This window comes from Litoribaculum gwangyangense, from assembly GCF_039543505.1.
In the GTDB taxonomy this organism is placed as follows: domain Bacteria; phylum Bacteroidota; class Bacteroidia; order Flavobacteriales; family Flavobacteriaceae; genus Litoribaculum; species Litoribaculum gwangyangense.
The window spans coordinates 1-17057 of the sequence record NZ_BAABJW010000018.1 but is presented as its reverse complement, the minus strand read 5'-3'; the positions used below and the strand labels follow the sequence as shown (position 1 = coordinate 17057).

The following is a 17057-nucleotide window of genomic DNA, read 5'->3' as shown; positions in this document are numbered from 1 at the left end:
ATATTATTAATAATGCTAAAGTAATGCTTATTTAAATTGGAAACAAAATAAGGTCTGCCATCTTCTATTTTTTTCGTTAAAAACAAAAATTTAGGATTAATTTTGTTTTTTATTAAATTTTTCAAATATTTTATTACATTTAAAAGAACTCTTTAAAATTGATTATCAAACTATTAAGAATGTTTTAAAATCCAAAATATGAAAATTGTACAAAAAGTAAAAACCCGATTAAAATATAGTTTGGGCGTTTTTTTTATTTTTTTACAACCAAAATATGCTAATAATTTATTCGAAAAAAGTATTTCATTTAATATGCGTTTACCTTTAAAAGATCGTTTGATGAGAGAGGTACTCTTAAAAAAATATAAAAATAGAAAAGACTTTGAAACATTGTCTAAAATTCATAAAAATTATTGGACCAATAGAGGAAACGAATATTTTTCAAGTCAATACAATAACAAAACACTTGAGGGTTTTTTCATACCCGAATGCTCCTTTATCTTGGATATATTAGAAAAAAAAATAGAATCCGTAAATGAAAAATATACTACATTGGTAGAAATCGGAACTGGAGATGGTTCCGTATTAAAGTATTTAAGTAACAGATTTCCAGCAATAAATAAATTTATTGGAATTGATTTGAGTGAATCTCAAATCTACCATAACAAAGAAAAATTTAAAAATAATAAAAATCTTGAATTTATATCAAATGATGGTGTTGAATGGATTAAGGAAAATGGTCAAAGTAATTCTATTATATTGACCTCTAGAGGTGTACTGGAGTATTTTACTCAGGATAGATTGGAGGAACTATTTAAAGAATTGAGTACTATTGGGAAAATTATATTTATTGCTATTGAACCTACCGCGACTAATCATGATTTTTCAATTAATCCTAACTCTCAAATATATGGTTATGAAAATTCTTTTTCACATAATTATGCCCAATTGTTTGAAGACTGTGGTTTTACAATTTGGCATCAATCAAAAAAACTATTTTCACCAGAAATATACTTTAACTTTTTTGGGGCAGAAACAAATTAAACCTTTAAAAAGTGCGCACGAGAAGACTCGAACTTCCACATTCTAAGCGAATACCAGCCCCTCAAGCTGGCGCGTCTACCAATTCCGCCACGTGCGCATTAAAGAAGTATGTAAAAATAAAAAAAGTTAAGCAACAATGCTTAACTTTTTTGTGACCGGGCTGGGGCTCGAACCCAGGACCCTCTCCTTAAAAGGGAGATGCTCTACCAACTGAGCTACCAGGTCATTTTTAAACAGCCAACTATTTCCGTTAGCGGGTGCAAATATAAAATGTTTAATTAATAAAACCATACTTTTTTTAAAGAAATTTTTCGTTTTTTTGCACCTGTTTTAAGTATGTTTTTAATAATCAATTTATAGCAAATAAATGATACTAGTTTTAATTGGGTATATGGCTTCTGGAAAGTCCACATTGGGAATCATATTAGCTGAAAAATTGAATTATGATTTTATTGATTTAGATGATTATATCGAAGAAAAAGAAGGCCTAACGGTTGCAGATATTTTCAAAATAAGAGGAGAAATCTATTTTAGAAAACAAGAAACCTTTTATTTGGAACAGGTACTCCAAACTGAAAAAAATATTATTTTATCGCTTGGTGGTGGTACACCCTGTTTTGGAAACAACATGCAACTTATTTTAAATGCCGAAAATTCAAAAAGCGTATACTTGAAGGCTTCTATTCCACAATTGGTCAAAAAACTATTCAAGAAAAAAAGCAAGAGACCTTTAATTGCCCATATTGAAACTAAGGAAGCACTGACCGAATTTATTGGTAAGCATTTGTTTGAGCGTGTTCAGTTTTATAACCAAGCAGAAATTCAAATAAACACAGATCATAAATCAAAAAATAAAATAGTTAAAGAAATACTATCAAAATTATTCTAAAACAGCTTCAAAAGTTTTGCCTTCCAAAACTACATGAACATGCTCGTGCAAAGACGTTGAAAGCGAAATGCCTTTAAAATCGGCCTTAACAGGATACTTTTTATGGTTTCTATTAACTAAAACAGCCGTTTTAAATTGCTTCAGAGGTACATTTAAAAAATGCTTGACTCCATAAATTAAGGTGGTTCCAGAATTTAATACATCATCTACAAGGATAAGTGATTTATTTTGATAGTCTTCCGAAGGAATAGAAGTTTTAATCTCTAACCACGGATTTTTTTTATCAATAGTAACTTTACAAAGAATAGGCTTGATATCAGAGATTTTTTGAAGAACAGCCTTCAATTTTTTAGCAAAAACGTATCCATTTTTATCTATTCCTGCTAAAATAACTTCTTTTTCATTCACATTAGTTTCATAGATTTGAAAAGCAATACGTCTAATTTTATTATTAATTTGATTATGATTAAGTATTTGGTTATTATCAGTGGTCATTGCTTTATTTTGTAAAATTATATGATAAAATTACTCATTTTTATCTGTTCATTGATTATTTTCCGTAATCGGATTTAACATCTTAATTAATTTTCTTTCAATTAAAATTCATTAGGAGAAGAATCATCAGTAAAATCATCAATATCCCGTCTGTCTTTTTTTGTGGGTCTTCCTGCACCTTTCTTTCTGTAATAATCTTTCGAATATTTTAAAAGTTCTTTGGCTTCAAACTGCTCTTTGGGTGTATTATCAGTTCTATAAATGTCAACTAATTTGGCGCCAATTCTACTTTCAGGGATATCATTTACGGTCAGTTTATAATTTATTTGGTCTTTTCTAAGTTCAATGATATCCTGAGCATAAACTTCCCTACTGGGTTTCACCACATCGCCATTTACCTTTACTTGTCCTTTTTTACAGGCAGTAGTAGCAATCGATCTTGTTTTGTAATACCTTATACACCATAAATACTTATCAATCCGCATACAATTATTATAAAAACTACGTTAATGTTGTTGTGCAAGATGGTATTAAAATTGTATCTTGCGACCTCAAAAATAAGCAATAATGACATTAAGAAAAGTTACTTTTTTCATTTTAATTTTAATAATTGGTGTTGTGTCTTGTAAAAAAGATGACGATTCTTTAGATATACCTGTGGTTGAGATTAGAGATCGTACAGAGCAACAACTTGCAGATAAAGATTCCATATTAAAATATTTAAATAATCATTATTATAATTCAGATGAAGTTAACAGTCTTCTGCCAAATGTGGGTATTAAGGATATTGTAATTAACAAACTTTTAGAAGGAGAAACAGAAGCTCCTGTAGGAAGCACGTTATTAATCAATGCCTCTAATTTGGAAACTAAAACGGTTACCTATGCCGATACCGAATATGAATATTACATTTTAAGAATAAATCAAGGTGGTGGTTTGGAATCACCAACCTTCGCGGATAATGTGCTTGTTAATTATGAAGGGTTTACACTTGCCGATGATGTTTTTGATAGCTCTGTGAGTGCAGTTCCTTTCGATTTAACAGAGGTAATTTCAGCTTGGAGAAGAGTTATACCAGAATTTAATGTAGCTGAAAGTTTTAGTGAAAATGGCGATGGTACCATTAGCTACTCAAATCAGGGAACGGGTGTTATGATTATCCCCTCGGGCTTAGGGTATTTTTCAAATGCCACTGCTGGAATTCCTTCATACTCTCCCTTAATTTTTAAATTTGAACTTTACAAAATGTCACAAAATGACCATGATAGTGATGGTATTCCTTCTTATTTGGAAGATTTAAATGGAGATGGTGAGTTTATTGTAAATTTTCAAGATTTAAAGGTTAATACAGACGATGACAGTGATGGGGATGGGACACCTGATTATTTTGATTCTGATGACGATGGCGATGGCATATTAACCATTTATGAAGATATCAATAAAGATGGAAATCCAACGAATGACGATAGTAATGGTAATGGAATCCCGAACTATTTGGATCCGAATGATATAATTTCCAACAAGAATAGTTAAAAAAAACCTCGCTATTAGCGAGGTTTTTTTAATACTAAAGAATAAGAGATAAACTCAAAATCAATTGATCGGGTCTAGTATCTAATCTACTTGTTCCAATACCATTATTTCCTAGGAAAGTAGCCTCATTGTTATTAAAACCACGTTCGTATCTTAAATCAATTCCTAATTTATTTAGGTTAAGCCCAATTCCAAAATTGAGACCCACCGTAAAATCATTGGCCACTTCTCTGATAGCGATACCTTCAAATTCTGTGTCTAAAATATATTGGAATGAAGGTCCACCAAATATACTAACCGGTCCTATAACTTTTAAACCAACTAACATGGGAGCATCTAATTTTTGCATTTTAAAACTATCATCGTTATAGTCACTTTTAGTACTACTGTAAACCAATTCTGGTCTAAAATATACTTGTTTTCCAATTTTCCCAAATACTCCAAAATGATATCCAATGTTTCTGTCAGGATTTCTAGCATTAGAGCCTATGGATTCAAAATAGTCACCATTGGCATTGTAATTTAATCCACCTTTTAATCCAAAACCTGTTGCTGTTTGAGCAAATGAAGTAGCTGGGATAATAGTAACCAACAAAATAAAAAATAGATTTTTACTTAGGACACTATTCTTTTTCAAATGTCCTAGAGATGTTTTTAAACTTTTCATAATTTATTCGTTTTAAGATTTTGTTTGTAATATCAAAAACGTTGCCAAACCCCAATTATTTCCTTTTTATAAATATGGTATTAGATTTTTAGTTATCTATCTTTGCCACTTGAACTAAGGATGTACATGAAATTTGAACTAAAAGGAAAAGACCCCCTAAGTAAGGCCAGAGCTGGAAAAATAACCACAGACCACGGTGTTATTGAAACCCCTATTTTTATGCCAGTAGGTACTGTTGCTACGGTAAAAGGTGTTCATCAACGCGAGTTAAAAGAGGATATAAACCCCGATATTATACTAGGTAATACCTATCATTTATACTTGCGACCACAAACCCAAGTTCTTGAAAAAGCTGGTGGCCTTCACAAATTTATGAATTGGGATAGAAATATTTTAACCGATTCTGGAGGTTATCAGGTGTATTCTTTGTCGGCAAACAGAAAAATTAAAGAGGAAGGGGTAAAGTTTAAATCCCATATTGATGGAAGTTACCACGTGTTCACACCAGAAAACGTTATGGACATCCAACGTACCATTGGTGCCGATATTATTATGGCTTTTGATGAATGCACCCCATATCCATGTGACTATAAATATGCGAAACGTTCTATGCACATGACGCATCGTTGGTTAGATAGGTGTATCAATCATTTACAAAAGACGCCTTTAAAATACGGTTATGACCAAGCATTTTTTCCTATTGTTCAGGGTAGTACTTTCAAAGACTTGCGTATTCAATCAGCTGAATATATAGCCAATGCTGGTGCTGTTGGAAATGCTATTGGAGGTTTATCGGTTGGAGAACCTGCCGAGGAAATGTATGCTATGACTGATGTGGTTTGTAGCATTCTTCCCGAGGATAAACCAAGATATTTAATGGGTGTGGGTACACCAATCAATATTTTAGAAAATATCGCGTTAGGTGTAGATATGTTTGATTGCGTCATGCCAACCAGAAATGCGAGAAACGGCATGCTTTTTACAGCTTACGGTACTATTAATATTAAAAATAAAAAGTGGGAATCCGATTTTTCGCCTATCGACGACATGGGGATCACGTTTGTAGATACTGAATATACTAAGGCCTATTTAAGGCACCTATTTACCGTTAACGAATTACTAGGTAAACAAATTGCTACCATTCATAACTTAGGGTTTTATTTGTGGTTGGTTCGCGAGGCCAGAAAACATATCTTAGCTGGAGATTTTAAAATTTGGAAAGACAAGATGGTTAAACAAATGGATAATCGACTTTAGCGATAATGAAGATTTTAGATTGGTACATATTAAAGCGCTACTTGTTTACATTTATCATGATGTTATTATTGTTTATTCCCATAGGAATAACTGTACATCTGGCTGAAAAAATTGGTAAAATACTGGAGAACGAAGTGCCTTTAAACGAAGTCTTAATGTATTTATTTGACTTTACTATTTATTTTGCCCATATTCTATTTCCATTATTTTTATTTATATCCGTTATATGGTTTACCTCAAAATTAGCTAATAACACCGAGGTTATAGCTTTTTTAAGTTCAGGCGTTTCATTTTCCCGTTTTCTTAGACCTTATTTAATTGGGGCTTTTATTGTAGCCGTATCCTCAATCATTTTAGGATTGTTTTTGGCACCAAAAGCCAGTGAGGGGTTTAATGATTTTACCTATAAATATTTTAAAAAGGGAAGAAGTACAGGAGAAAACACCAATGTTTACAGACAGATAAATGATAATGAAATTATTTACGTTTATAGTTTTGACGTAAAAAATAGCTTAGGCAGTAACTTTACCCTTGAGCATTTTGAAAACAACAAACTCAAATATAAAATATCTGCCAGTAATATAAGATACATTGAAGATGATACTCTATATAGATTAACAAATTATATTAAAAGAGATATTGGAGAAAATGAGGATGCAATTGAAAAAATTAGAATTAAAGACACTCTTTTTGATTTTGATGTGGATGACTTAATACCGGTAATTTATGCAGCCGAAACTAAAATGTATGGTGATTTAAAACAATTTATTGCAAAGGAAGAAGCTCGTGGTTCCTCCAATGTAGGTCGATTTAAGTTGGTTTTATACAGAAAATGGAGTTTGCCTGTATCGGTATTTATATTAACCATTATTGCAGTGGCAGTTTCTTCAATTAAGAGGCGAGGTGGTATGGGTGTTAATTTAGCCATAGGAATTTGTATTGCGATGGTATTTGTATTTTTTGATAAAATTTTCGGAGTTATGGCAGAACAATCCGATTTTAATCCCATTATAGCGGTTTGGTTTCCAAATGTCGTTTTTGGTATTTTGGCTATATACATGCTCTACCATGCTAAACGCTAATCTTAAAAATCATATACATCTTCATTTTTTGGTTTTTATAGCCGGGTTTACTGCTATTTTAGGTGAGTTAATTACCATTAAAGCTGTATCCTTGGTTTGGTACAGAATGGTGATTGCTTCCATTTTAATGTTCATATACATTAAAATGGCTAAGGTGAAATTGAATGTAAACCCCAAGGCCATACTACGCTTTTCTATCGCCGGTATCATTATCGCTTTGCATTGGATTACTTTTTTTGGAGCCATAGATGAAGCCAATATATCAGTGGCTTTGGCCATGTTTTCTACAGGTGCTTTTTTCGCTTCATTTATTGAACCAATAATTTACAAACGAACTATTATTTGGTATGAAATTGTTTTTGGTATTGTCGTAATTATCGGTGTTTTTATAATTACGCAAAGTGAAATAAAATATCTTACAGGTATTCTTTTAGGGATTTCATCTGCCTTTTTTTCTTCATTATTTGCTGTACTAAATGGTAGCTTTTTAAAAAAACACACGGCTACAGTGATTTCATTTTATGAATTTTTAAGTGGTGTTTTTTTTATCTCCATGTATATTTTGCTTTTCGATGGAGGTTTTTCAAATGGGTTTTTTAGCATCACTCAATCAGATTTTGGTTACCTGTTTATATTGGCATCTATCTGCACCGCTTATGCTTTTATTGCTGCGGTGTATGTTATGAAGGTTATTAGTCCCTACACTGTCGTTTTAACTTATAATCTAGAGCCAGTTTACGGTATTATATTGGCAATTATTCTATTTCCTGAGAAAGAAAAAATGAGTTTACCATTTTACTATGGGGCTATTATTATCATAGGTGTTGTTTTGTTAAATGCCCTTTTACAATATAGTAGAAAACGAAAAAGAAGTCGTCGATAACATATTATGCAAATTAAAGTTTTTATATTTGTATGCTAACTAAAAATTAACCAAACAATAAAATTCTTATGGAATATTTAGAATTTGAACTCCCTATAAAAGAACTTGAGGATCAGTTGCTAAAGTGCAAAGTTATTGGTAAGGAAAGTGAGGTAGATGTAACGGAAACTTGTGCAAAAATTGAAAAAAAGTTAAAAGAAACCCAAAAAGATATTTACAAAAATCTCTCACCTTGGCAACGTGTTCAACTGTCCCGTCATCCCAACAGACCGTATACCCTTGATTACATAAGAGCTATTTGTGGAGATACATTTCTTGAGTTGCATGGCGATAGGAACTTTAAGGATGATAAAGCCATGATTGGTGGTTTGGGGAAAATCGGAGACCAAAGTTTCATGTTTATTGGTCAACAAAAAGGATATAATACAAAAACACGACAATACAGAAATTTTGGGATGGCAAATCCTGAAGGTTATAGAAAAGCACTGCGCTTAATGAAGTCTGCTGAAAAATTTGGTATTCCCGTTGTAACACTCATAGACACTCCAGGGGCATATCCTGGTTTAGAAGCCGAAGAGCGAGGACAAGGGGAAGCCATCGCCAGAAATATATTGGAAATGACCCGTTTAAAAGTGCCAATTATCACAGTTATTATTGGTGAAGGAGCTTCTGGTGGAGCTTTGGGAATTGGTGTAGGTGATGTGGTGCTTATGTTAGAAAACACTTGGTACTCTGTCATTTCTCCAGAATCTTGTTCATCCATTTTATGGCGTAGTTGGGAGTACAAAGAACAAGCTGCCGAAGCCTTAAAATTAACAGCAGCTGATATGAAAAAACTTAAATTGGTAGATGAAATTATTAAGGAACCATTGGGTGGAGCACATAGAGATCGAGAAAAAACGTTTTCTTTAGTGAGTAACACCATAGCAAAAACCTATGAAGCTCTAAAAAACTTATCACCAAAAGATTTGGTTTCTAAGCGTATGGAAAAATATGCGGAAATGGGTGTTTTTAAAGACTAAAGCTTTAAGAATCATATATTAAAAAAACTTGAAGTCAATGGCTTCGAGTTTTTTTATGCTTATTCACAATATTTCCAAGTTATTAACAGTTAAATTGTTAAATACTGGTTAACAATGATAAATGTTTAAATCCCTAAAATTCTATCATTTTAGTTACTTTCGTAGTTATGAAACAACCCAACCAATTACAAGGATATAAAGTAGATAAAAGCACAATTATCAGTCTTGAAAAGGGGAAAATACCACCTCAAGCACTTGATTTAGAGGAGGTTGTGTTGGGTGCTATGATGATTGATAAAAAAGGTGTTGATGAGGTCATAGACATTTTAAGTCCTGAAGCTTTTTATAAAGAAGCACACCAACATATTTTTGAAGCGATCTATCAGCTGTTTGAAAACAGCGAACCAGTTGACTTATTAACCGTTTCAAGCCAATTAAAGAAAAACTCAAAGTTAGAACTTTCTGGTGGTGATTTTTATCTGATTTCCCTTACTCAAAAAGTATCCTCTTCCGCACATATTGAGTTCCATGCGCGTATCATTTTACAGAAATTTATTCAACGTAGTTTAATTAAAATTTCAAGCGAAATAATAGAGGATTCTTATGATGAAACTAAAGATGTATTTGACTTATTGGATAAAGCAGAAGCAAAATTATACGAAGTAACTCAAGGCAATATCAAAAAATCGAGTGAAACTGCCCAAGATTTAGTGATTCAGGCCAAAAAGAAAATTGAAGAAATTTCTAATAAAGAAGGTTTGAGTGGTATTCCTACTGGATTCAATAAGCTAGATAAATTAACTTCGGGTTGGCAACCATCTGATTTGATTATTGTAGCAGCGCGTCCTGGTATGGGTAAAACCGCTTTAACATTGTCAATGGCACGAAACATAGCTGTGGATCAAAACATTCCGGTGGCGTTTTTCTCTTTGGAAATGGCATCAGTTCAATTAATAACGCGTTTAATTTCTAGTGAAACAGGGTTGTCTTCTGAAAAATTAAGAACGGGAAAACTTGAAAAACACGAATGGGAACAACTCAATGTTAAAGTTAAAGGTTTAGAGAAAGCACCTTTGTTTATTGATGACACACCATCGCTTTCCATTTTTGATTTACGTGCCAAAGCTCGCCGTTTATCATCACAACATGGTATTAAATTAATCATGATTGATTATTTACAATTGATGACCGGAGGCAGTAGTCATGGTGGAAACCGTGAGCAGGAAATATCTATGATTTCCAGAAATTTAAAAGCGTTGGCCAAAGAATTGAATGTTCCAGTTATTGCGCTTTCACAATTATCGCGTGCTGTGGAAACACGTGGAGGGAGTAAACGTCCGTTGCTATCAGATTTGCGTGAATCAGGTGCCATTGAACAAGATGCTGATATTGTAAGCTTTATTTACAGACCTGAGTATTACAAAATTGATGAATGGGATGACGAAGAACGTTCGCCAACAGAGGGACAAGCTGAATTTATAGTCGCTAAACACCGTAACGGAGGTTTGGATAACATCCGTTTAAAGTTTATCGGGCATTTAGGTAAGTTTGACAATTTAGATGATTTTGATTCGCCTTTTGAATTCCATTCTAAAATGAATGCTGCAGCCAATGATGATACTTTCAAAACTGATAATTTTAAAGCTAGCCCTGATCAGGCATTTGGTAGTTCTTTTGATGATGATGAAGAAAATGATGTACCATTTTAAAAATTAAACTCCTGTTAAACGCTACCATAAAAACCAAATTTTGAGTATCTTTCGTTCCATGAAAAGATTGAGCCTCATTATTTTTTTGTTATTCTCTATTAAGACTTTTGCTTCTTACATCCTAATCCCTATGGATGTAGAGGGTCAAAAGAATCATTTAAAAGCTTACGGCATAACCTATTGGACACTAAACAAAGAGTTAAAAGTGAAATGGTTACTCAATTACAGAGGGGGTTCTTTTTTATTGCCCGATACCGAAAATATTCAGCGCGAATGCCAAATTAGAGGCGTATCCTTTGAAGTGATTTCTAATACAAAAGCAGAAAGTATCTTGGAGGAGATTAACAGTCCAAGCCAAAATATGGAGGCTGTTTTTTTAGAAAAAGCACCAAAAATTGCTGTTTATACCCCTAATGGTAAACTTCCTTGGGATGATGCCGTAACTATGGTGTTGCAATATGCTGAAATACCTTATGAAACCGTTTATGACGAAGAAGTTTTAAACGATGGATTATTGCTTTTTGATTGGTTGCATTTACATCACGAAGATTTTACAGGGCAATTTGGCAAATTCTATGCTCAATACAGAGCATCGTCCTGGTATATTGAAGAGAAAAAGGAAGCGGAAGCCTTAGCTGAAAAATTAGGTTTTAATAAGGTGTCTGAAGAAAAACTTGCAGTTGCCTTGAAGATACGGGATTATGTTGTAGGTGGTGGTTTTATGTTTGCTATGTGCAGTGCGACTGATAGTTTCGATATAGCTTTATCTGCGGAAGGAGTAGATATTTGTGAACCTATGTTTGATGGCGATGGTACCGATCCTGGTTATCAAAATAAAATAGATTATAATAAAACTTTTGCTTTCACCAATTTTACTTTAGAGCGAAACCCTTTGGCTTATGAATTTTCATCCATAGATATGACTAGAAATCGAATGATCCCAAAAACCAGTGATTATTTTTCCCTTATGGAATTTTCAGCTAAATGGGATCCTATTCCAACGATGCTTTGCCAAAATCATACGGCTTTGGTTAAAGGTTTTATGGGGCAAACTACCTCATTTACCAGAGATGAGATAAAGTCAAATGTATTGGTGTTGGGTGAAACTAAATCGAATGGTGAAGCCAAATACATTCATGGAATTAAGGGAAAGGGTTTCTTTACATTTTATGGGGGCCATGATCCTGAAGATTATCAACATCGGGTAGGAGATGCAAAAACCGAACTGGATTTGCATCCAACATCACCAGGTTATAGATTAATTTTAAACAATGTGCTGTTTCCTGCCGCTAGAAAGAAAAAGCAGAAAACTTAAAGATAAACATGAAATTTTTTCAGAAAGAACTTCAATTAAAACCACAAAAACGTGGATTTCATTTAATTACCAATGAAATACTTGATGCGATTCATGAAATAAAACAAATCAATACAGGCCAATTACAAGTTTTTATAAAGCATACATCGGCAAGTTTAACAATTAATGAAAATGCCGATCACACCGTAAGGAAAGATTTTGAAAATCATTTTAATGTAATGGTTCCTGAAAATGCAACTTATTATAAACATACTTACGAAGGATTTGATGATATGCCAGCACATATTAAAGCCTCAGTGCTCGGGGCATCAGTAAATATTCCAATAAGTAATGGGAAACTTAATTTAGGTATTTGGCAAGGGATTTATTTATGCGAACATAGAGATTATGGTGGTTCACGAAGTATAGTAATTTCGGCTTTTGGTATTTAAGTTTTTGCGCGAATCAATTTTTTCAATATAAATTCAACACCAAACTCATCATTGCTTTTGGTACTAAAATTAGCTGTGTTTTTTACATTTTCGTGGGCGTTTTCCATAGCAAAACTATAAGTAGCTCGCTTAAGCATCTCTATATCATTATTGTAATCCCCAAATATTAATGTTTCATCATTTGTAATGTTGTAATTTTTTTGAAGCAACTCAACAGCATAACCTTTATTCGCTAAATTATCTGAAATGTCCACCCAATGTTTACCCGAGATCTTGATGTTGTAGTTAGATTCAAATTTTTTAAAATGCGGATAAATATATTTTTCAGAATCTTCATTGTGGTATAGAGCTATTTTTATAATGTCTTCTTCAATATCTCTTATACTTTCAATAACTGTAAAAATCGGATAATATTCTAATAATAAATTGATGAAACCATTGGAGCTATTTTTAAAATAGGCTTTTGATTTTGTACAAAATACAGGATGTATATGATTGTTGGAATCTATTAAGGATTCCACTTCAAACAAACTGTCTTTTTTGATAGGTTTGGATAATAATAGGTTTTCCTTTTCAATAACAAGGCCACCATTTTCTGCAACGATAATGATATCATCTTTAATGGATTCTAATTTATGGATAATGCTATAATAAGGTCTTCCGCTAGCTGCTACAAAAAGAATTTTGTGCTTTTTTAATTCTTTAAATAATTGTAAAAACAAGTCGCTAACTTCATGATTGGAATTAAGTAATGTGCCATCCATATCGGTGACAACTAATTTTATTTGGGATAAATCCATGTAATTATTTTGAATTGCAAACTTAGTATTAATTTACTTAAGGAATATTGTTAAAACATTAACGAATAAAAAAATCCAACTCTTTCAAGTTGGATTTTATTAAGCGAATAATATGTTTTACAATAGGCGAAGCGCCTTATTTTACTTTCTCTATTACGGCTTTAAAGGCCTCAGGGTTATTCATAGCTAAGTCTGCTAAAACCTTACGGTTTAATTCAATATCATTAGCTTTTAATTTCCCCATAAATTGAGAATAAGATAAACCATGTTCTCTGGCTCCAGCGTTAATACGCGTAATCCATAAGGCACGGAATGTTCTCTTTTTGTTTCTACGGTCTCTATACGAATATTGCATCGCTTTATCAACCGCATTTTTAGCTACTGTCCAAACGTTTTTACGTCTTCCAAAGTAGCCTTTTGCTTGTTTTAGAACCTTTTTTCTTCGGGCTCTCTTTGCTACAGAATTTACTGATCTTGGCATAATTTAATTGTTTTTTTGTAGTAGGCGGTTAATGATTTAACGCTTTTATTTTGCCTAACTCCAGGGTTTATAAATTGTTTTAACCGGTTAAAACGATGTTACTTTAATCGCAACATGGTTTTAACATTATTCTCATCTGCCTTATCTACTAAGGTATCATGAGTTAAAGCAAGTTTACGCTTTTTAGACTTCTTTGTTAAGATATGACTTTTAAAAGCGTGCTTTCTTTTTATCTTACCAGTACCTGTTAACTTAAAACGTTTTTTGGCACTAGATTTTGTTTTCATTTTAGGCATTTCTTTTCCTAGTTTTAAATTATCGCTTAATTATTGTTATTCCTGAAAAATCAGGTTTCTTACTTTTTAATAGGAGCAATGAACATGGTCATCCGTTTACCCTCCAACCGAGGCATTTGCTCTACTTTCCCATATTCTTCAAGGTCTTGTGCTAAACGCAACAATAAAATTTGACCCTGCTCTTTAAATATGATGGAACGTCCTTTGAAAAATACAAAGGCTTTTAATTTGGCGCCTTCCTTCAAGAACTTCTCAGCATGTTTCTTTTTAAATTCGTAGTCATGGTCGTCAGTTTGAGGACCAAATCGTATTTCTTTAATAGTTACTTTAGTAGCCTTAGCCTTTAAAGCTTTATCTCGTTTCTTTTGCTCATAAAGAAACTTTTTATAATCCATAACTTTACAAACAGGAGGATCGGCATTTGGCGAAATTTCAACAAGATCTAACTCTTGCTCATTAGCTATTCTCATAGCATCACCTTTGGTGTAAATACCAATCTCTACGTTGTCACCAACAAGACGTACTTTTTGAGCAGTAATCTTCGAGTTAATTTTATGTTTATCCTCTTGTGAAACCCTTCTTGGTTCCTGTCTTCTTCTAATTGCTATGGCATTATGGTTTTAAATTAAACTTATTTTATTTAAACGTTTTTAACGTTTTATTGATCTCTTCTTTTATTAATTTACTAAATGCTTCTACAGAAATCATTCCTAAATCTGCACCACCGTGTTGTCTTACAGTGATTTTCTCTTCTTGCTCTTCTTGTTCACCAATGATAATCATATAGGGGTGTTTCTGCATTTCAGCCTCTCTAATCTTCTTCCCTATGGTTTGGTTTCTATGGTCAACGAGGGCGCGAATTTCGTCATTTTCTAGCAAATTTAAAACTTTTTGAGAGTATTTTTCATATTTCTCACTAATTGATAGTATAATCGCTTGAGTTGGCATCAACCAAAGCGGGAAATTACCTCCCGTATGCTCCAATAATAATGCTACAAAACGCTCCATGCTTCCAAAAGGAGCACGATGAATCATGATGGGCCTATGCAGTTCGTTATCACTACCTTTATAGGTTAATTCAAAACGCTCTGGTAAGTTGTAATCTACTTGTATAGTTCCAAGTTGCCAGCGTCTACCCAAAGCATCTTTTACCATAAAATCTAACTTCGGACCATAAAATGCAGCTTCTCCGGTTTCAATTACAAAATCCAAACCTTTATCAGTCGCTGCGTTAATAATGGCTTGTTCAGCTTTTTCCCAATTTGAAACGTCACCTATATACTTCTCTGGATTTTCAGGATCTCTTACACTTACTTGGGCTGTAAAATTTTCAAAACCAAGAGAACCAAATACATAAAGTACTAAGTCAATGACGTCTTTAAATTCTTTATCTAATTGTTCTGGTGTACAAAAAAGATGCGCATCATCTTGAGTAAAACCCCGTACTCTAGTTAAACCATGTAGCTCACCACTTTGTTCATATCTGTAAACCGTTCCAAACTCGGCAAAGCGTTTAGGTAAATCTTTATAGCTCCACTGACTGCTTTTGTAAATTTCGCAGTGGTGCGGACAGTTCATCGGTTTTAATAAAAACTCTTCATCTTCCTTGGGCGTTTTTATAGGTTGAAAACTATCTTCACCATATTTAGCATAATGCCCTGAAGTTACATAAAGTTCTTTTTGCCCAATATGTGGGGTAACTACCATTTCATATCCGGCTTTTTTTTGTGCCGCTTTTAAAAAGTTTTCCAATCGTTCACGTAAGGCAGCACCTTTTGGTAACCAAAGGGGTAACCCTTGGCCAACTTTTTGCGAAAACGTAAAAAGTTCTAACTCTTTACCAAGTTTTCTATGGTCACGTTTTTTGGCTTCTTCTAAAAGCTCTAGATATTCTGTAAGGTCTTTTTGTTTTGGAAATGAAATCCCGTAAACTCTGGTTAATTGGGGCTTGTTTTCATCTCCTCTCCAATATGCACCAGCAACACTTAATATTTTCACCGCTTTGATGATGCCAGTGTTCGGGATATGGCCACCACGACATAAGTCTGTGAAAGTTGAGTGGTCGCAAAAAGTAATGGTACCATCTTCAAGATTTTCAATCAACTCCGTTTTAAATTCGTTGTCTTTGTAAAGTTTTAAAGCTGCAACCTTTGTGGCAGATCGCATTTTGAAATCATGCTTTCCGCGAGCGATCTCTAACATTTTGTTTTCTATATCCTTAAAATCTTTCTCAGAAATAGAATGCGCACCAAAATCTACATCATAATAAAAACCATTTTCAATAGCGGGACCTATGGTTAATTTAGAACCAGGATACAATTCCTCGATAGCCTGTGCCAAAACATGGGCACTACTATGCCAAAATGCCGTTTTACCTTCATCATCATTCCAAGTGAATAAAACCAATGAGCCATCAGTGGTCAAGGAGGTTACAGTTTCAACAATAGTTCCATTAAATTTCGCCGAAATCACATTTCGTGCCAATCCTTCACTAATGCTTTTAGCAACATCCATTGGCGTCACACCCGCTTCAAAAGTTTTTACACTGCCATCAGGTAAAGTAATATGTATCATTAAATTAAATTATAATCAGTCTGCAAAGATAACAGTATAAACAAATACTCACAATATATATATATGTAATATTTCTTTAAATATTCAGGGCCTTACCTTTTAACAATAAAGATTCGCACTATGCATTAAATCTTTACATTGTAATTCTAAGATTGATGCCATTACTATTGCCAAAATCATTCAAAAAAAGTTGAGAAATTTATTTTAGGTGATGAATTTTATAAAAGAATATAGTAAATAAGGTTTTTCAAGGAATTTATGTTAGTTCTTTTTAGACATCAAACATATATTTCCAGTTAAATTTGGGTAAAATATTTGGGATATTTTTTGTTAAGTATCAGGTTACAAGGTAATTGTGATTACAAAAAAAAGGGTTAAAAAAAAGTTTGAAAAAAGTTTGGTAATAATGGTTAAAGGGTTGTATGTTTGCAGCCGCTAAAACGGGTTCGCTTGTGATAGTAAAAAACGTTCATTCTCGGTATTAATTTAGGTTTTATTTTTTTAAAAAATATTTTTCAAAAAAAGATCAAAAAAGTATTGTGGAAGAAAAAAAAGGGTTTTATATTTGCACCCGCTTAA

At 33.0% G+C, this 17057-nt stretch carries 18 protein-coding genes and 2 tRNA genes; 10 read left to right on the top strand and 10 right to left on the bottom strand.

Annotated features, from left to right (window positions below; translation table 11 throughout):
- Positions 1 to 198: 198 nt before the first annotated feature.
- The gene (locus ABD963_RS15290) at positions 199 to 1044 is read left to right on the top strand and encodes a class I SAM-dependent methyltransferase (protein ID WP_345278352.1); all 846 of its coding nucleotides are present in this window, start codon (positions 199 to 201) and stop codon (positions 1042 to 1044) included.
- A gap of 12 nt (positions 1045 to 1056) precedes the next feature.
- Here ABD963_RS15290 and ABD963_RS15285 read toward each other — a convergent pair.
- Positions 1057 to 1141, bottom strand: a tRNA-Leu gene (locus ABD963_RS15285).
- A 55-nt stretch (positions 1142 to 1196) separates the two neighbouring features.
- Positions 1197 to 1269 (bottom strand) — tRNA-Lys (locus ABD963_RS15280).
- A gap of 142 nt (positions 1270 to 1411) precedes the next feature.
- Here ABD963_RS15280 and ABD963_RS15275 point away from each other — a divergent pair.
- Positions 1412 to 1933, top strand: a complete 522-nt coding sequence (locus tag ABD963_RS15275) for a shikimate kinase (protein ID WP_345278350.1) — start codon at positions 1412 to 1414, stop codon at positions 1931 to 1933.
- Here ABD963_RS15275 and ABD963_RS15270 read toward each other — a convergent pair.
- Positions 1925 to 2428, bottom strand: coding sequence for a phosphoribosyltransferase domain-containing protein (locus tag ABD963_RS15270; RefSeq protein WP_345278348.1), 504 nt, complete (start codon positions 2426 to 2428; stop codon positions 1925 to 1927). The genes ABD963_RS15275 and ABD963_RS15270 overlap by 9 nt on opposite strands.
- A 101-nt stretch (positions 2429 to 2529) precedes the next feature.
- Complete coding sequence (locus tag ABD963_RS15265; RefSeq protein WP_345278346.1) at positions 2530 to 2913, bottom strand: RNA-binding S4 domain-containing protein; 384 nt, start codon at positions 2911 to 2913, stop codon at positions 2530 to 2532.
- Between the two features lie 82 nt (positions 2914 to 2995).
- Here ABD963_RS15265 and ABD963_RS15260 point away from each other — a divergent pair, with 82 nt between their 5' ends.
- Positions 2996 to 3961, top strand: coding sequence for an FKBP-type peptidyl-prolyl cis-trans isomerase (locus ABD963_RS15260; RefSeq protein ID WP_345278343.1), 966 nt, complete (start codon positions 2996 to 2998; stop codon positions 3959 to 3961).
- 34 nt (positions 3962 to 3995) lie between these two features.
- Here ABD963_RS15260 and ABD963_RS15255 read toward each other — a convergent pair whose 3' ends face one another.
- Entirely contained in the window at positions 3996 to 4628 is a 633-nt protein-coding gene (locus tag ABD963_RS15255) for an outer membrane beta-barrel protein (RefSeq protein WP_345278341.1), read from the bottom strand.
- A gap of 126 nt (positions 4629 to 4754) precedes the next feature.
- On the opposite strand from ABD963_RS15255, the gene tgt reads away from it, so the two are divergent.
- The 7 genes from tgt to ABD963_RS15220 all read left to right on the top strand — a co-directional run bounded on the left by tgt (position 4755) and on the right by ABD963_RS15220 (position 12327).
- On the top strand, positions 4755 to 5885 hold the full coding sequence (tgt, locus tag ABD963_RS15250; RefSeq protein ID WP_345278339.1) for a tRNA guanosine(34) transglycosylase Tgt: 1131 nt from the start codon (positions 4755 to 4757) through the stop codon (positions 5883 to 5885).
- A 5-nt stretch (positions 5886 to 5890) separates the two neighbouring features.
- Positions 5891 to 6967, top strand: coding sequence for an LptF/LptG family permease (locus ABD963_RS15245; RefSeq protein WP_345278337.1), 1077 nt, complete (start codon positions 5891 to 5893; stop codon positions 6965 to 6967).
- Positions 6954 to 7850: a DMT family transporter gene (locus ABD963_RS15240; RefSeq protein ID WP_345278335.1), complete on the top strand. Its 897-nt coding sequence runs from the start codon at positions 6954 to 6956 to the stop codon at positions 7848 to 7850. Before ABD963_RS15245 ends, ABD963_RS15240 begins: the two co-directional genes overlap by 14 nt.
- Positions 7851 to 7918: 68 nt before the next feature.
- Positions 7919 to 8872, top strand: coding sequence for an acetyl-CoA carboxylase carboxyltransferase subunit alpha (locus tag ABD963_RS15235; RefSeq protein ID WP_345278333.1), 954 nt, complete (start codon positions 7919 to 7921; stop codon positions 8870 to 8872).
- Positions 8873 to 9039: 167 nt separating this feature from the next.
- Complete coding sequence (gene dnaB / locus ABD963_RS15230; RefSeq protein WP_345278331.1) at positions 9040 to 10581, top strand: replicative DNA helicase; 1542 nt, start codon at positions 9040 to 9042, stop codon at positions 10579 to 10581.
- A gap of 130 nt (positions 10582 to 10711) precedes the next feature.
- Entirely contained in the window at positions 10712 to 11896 is a 1185-nt protein-coding gene (locus ABD963_RS15225; RefSeq protein WP_425562818.1) for an asparagine synthetase B, read from the top strand.
- Positions 11897 to 11904: 8 nt separating this feature from the next.
- Positions 11905 to 12327 carry a secondary thiamine-phosphate synthase enzyme YjbQ gene (locus tag ABD963_RS15220; RefSeq protein WP_345278327.1) on the top strand — a complete coding sequence of 141 codons (423 nt, stop codon included), beginning with the start codon at positions 11905 to 11907 and terminating at the stop codon, positions 12325 to 12327.
- On the opposite strand, the gene ABD963_RS15215 is transcribed toward ABD963_RS15220, so the two are convergent.
- The 5 genes from ABD963_RS15215 to thrS form a co-directional block, all read right to left on the bottom strand.
- Positions 12324 to 13127 (bottom strand): HAD family hydrolase, encoded by an 804-nt coding sequence (locus ABD963_RS15215; protein ID WP_345278325.1) that lies wholly within the window; start codon positions 13125 to 13127, stop codon positions 12324 to 12326. The two genes, ABD963_RS15220 and ABD963_RS15215, sit on opposite strands and share 4 nt — an antisense overlap.
- A 136-nt stretch (positions 13128 to 13263) precedes the next feature.
- Complete coding sequence (gene rplT, locus ABD963_RS15210) at positions 13264 to 13608, bottom strand: 50S ribosomal protein L20 (RefSeq protein ID WP_109308747.1); 345 nt, start codon at positions 13606 to 13608, stop codon at positions 13264 to 13266.
- Positions 13609 to 13706: 98 nt separating this feature from the next.
- The gene (gene rpmI / locus ABD963_RS15205; RefSeq protein WP_027138918.1) at positions 13707 to 13904 is read right to left on the bottom strand and encodes a 50S ribosomal protein L35; all 198 of its coding nucleotides are present in this window, start codon (positions 13902 to 13904) and stop codon (positions 13707 to 13709) included.
- A 59-nt stretch (positions 13905 to 13963) separates the two neighbouring features.
- On the bottom strand, positions 13964 to 14512 hold the full coding sequence (gene infC, locus ABD963_RS15200) for a translation initiation factor IF-3 (RefSeq protein ID WP_345278375.1): 549 nt from the start codon (positions 14510 to 14512) through the stop codon (positions 13964 to 13966).
- Positions 14513 to 14540: 28 nt separating this feature from the next.
- Positions 14541 to 16478 carry a threonine--tRNA ligase gene (thrS, locus tag ABD963_RS15195; protein WP_345278322.1) on the bottom strand — a complete coding sequence of 646 codons (1938 nt, stop codon included), beginning with the start codon at positions 16476 to 16478 and terminating at the stop codon, positions 14541 to 14543.
- Positions 16479 to 17057 lie beyond the last annotated feature (579 nt).

Coding starts and splice junctions, on each gene's coding strand:
- ABD963_RS15290 (WP_345278352.1), top strand. CDS start 199: ATGAAAATTGTACAAAAAGTAAAAACCCGATTAAAATATAGTTTGGGC.
- ABD963_RS15275 (WP_345278350.1), top strand. CDS start 1,412: ATGATACTAGTTTTAATTGGGTATATGGCTTCTGGAAAGTCCACATTG.
- ABD963_RS15270 (WP_345278348.1), bottom strand. CDS start 2,428: ATGACCACTGATAATAACCAAATACTTAATCATAATCAAATTAATAAT.
- ABD963_RS15265 (WP_345278346.1), bottom strand. CDS start 2,913: ATGCGGATTGATAAGTATTTATGGTGTATAAGGTATTACAAAACAAGA.
- ABD963_RS15260 (WP_345278343.1), top strand. CDS start 2,996: ATGACATTAAGAAAAGTTACTTTTTTCATTTTAATTTTAATAATTGGT.
- ABD963_RS15255 (WP_345278341.1), bottom strand. CDS start 4,628: ATGAAAAGTTTAAAAACATCTCTAGGACATTTGAAAAAGAATAGTGTC.
- tgt (WP_345278339.1), top strand. CDS start 4,755: ATGAAATTTGAACTAAAAGGAAAAGACCCCCTAAGTAAGGCCAGAGCT.
- ABD963_RS15245 (WP_345278337.1), top strand. CDS start 5,891: ATGAAGATTTTAGATTGGTACATATTAAAGCGCTACTTGTTTACATTT.
- ABD963_RS15240 (WP_345278335.1), top strand. CDS start 6,954: ATGCTAAACGCTAATCTTAAAAATCATATACATCTTCATTTTTTGGTT.
- ABD963_RS15235 (WP_345278333.1), top strand. CDS start 7,919: ATGGAATATTTAGAATTTGAACTCCCTATAAAAGAACTTGAGGATCAG.
- dnaB (WP_345278331.1), top strand. CDS start 9,040: ATGAAACAACCCAACCAATTACAAGGATATAAAGTAGATAAAAGCACA.
- ABD963_RS15225 (WP_425562818.1), top strand. CDS start 10,712: ATGGATGTAGAGGGTCAAAAGAATCATTTAAAAGCTTACGGCATAACC.
- ABD963_RS15220 (WP_345278327.1), top strand. CDS start 11,905: ATGAAATTTTTTCAGAAAGAACTTCAATTAAAACCACAAAAACGTGGA.
- ABD963_RS15215 (WP_345278325.1), bottom strand. CDS start 13,127: ATGGATTTATCCCAAATAAAATTAGTTGTCACCGATATGGATGGCACA.
- rplT (WP_109308747.1), bottom strand. CDS start 13,608: ATGCCAAGATCAGTAAATTCTGTAGCAAAGAGAGCCCGAAGAAAAAAG.
- rpmI (WP_027138918.1), bottom strand. CDS start 13,904: ATGCCTAAAATGAAAACAAAATCTAGTGCCAAAAAACGTTTTAAGTTA.
- thrS (WP_345278322.1), bottom strand. CDS start 16,478: ATGATACATATTACTTTACCTGATGGCAGTGTAAAAACTTTTGAAGCG.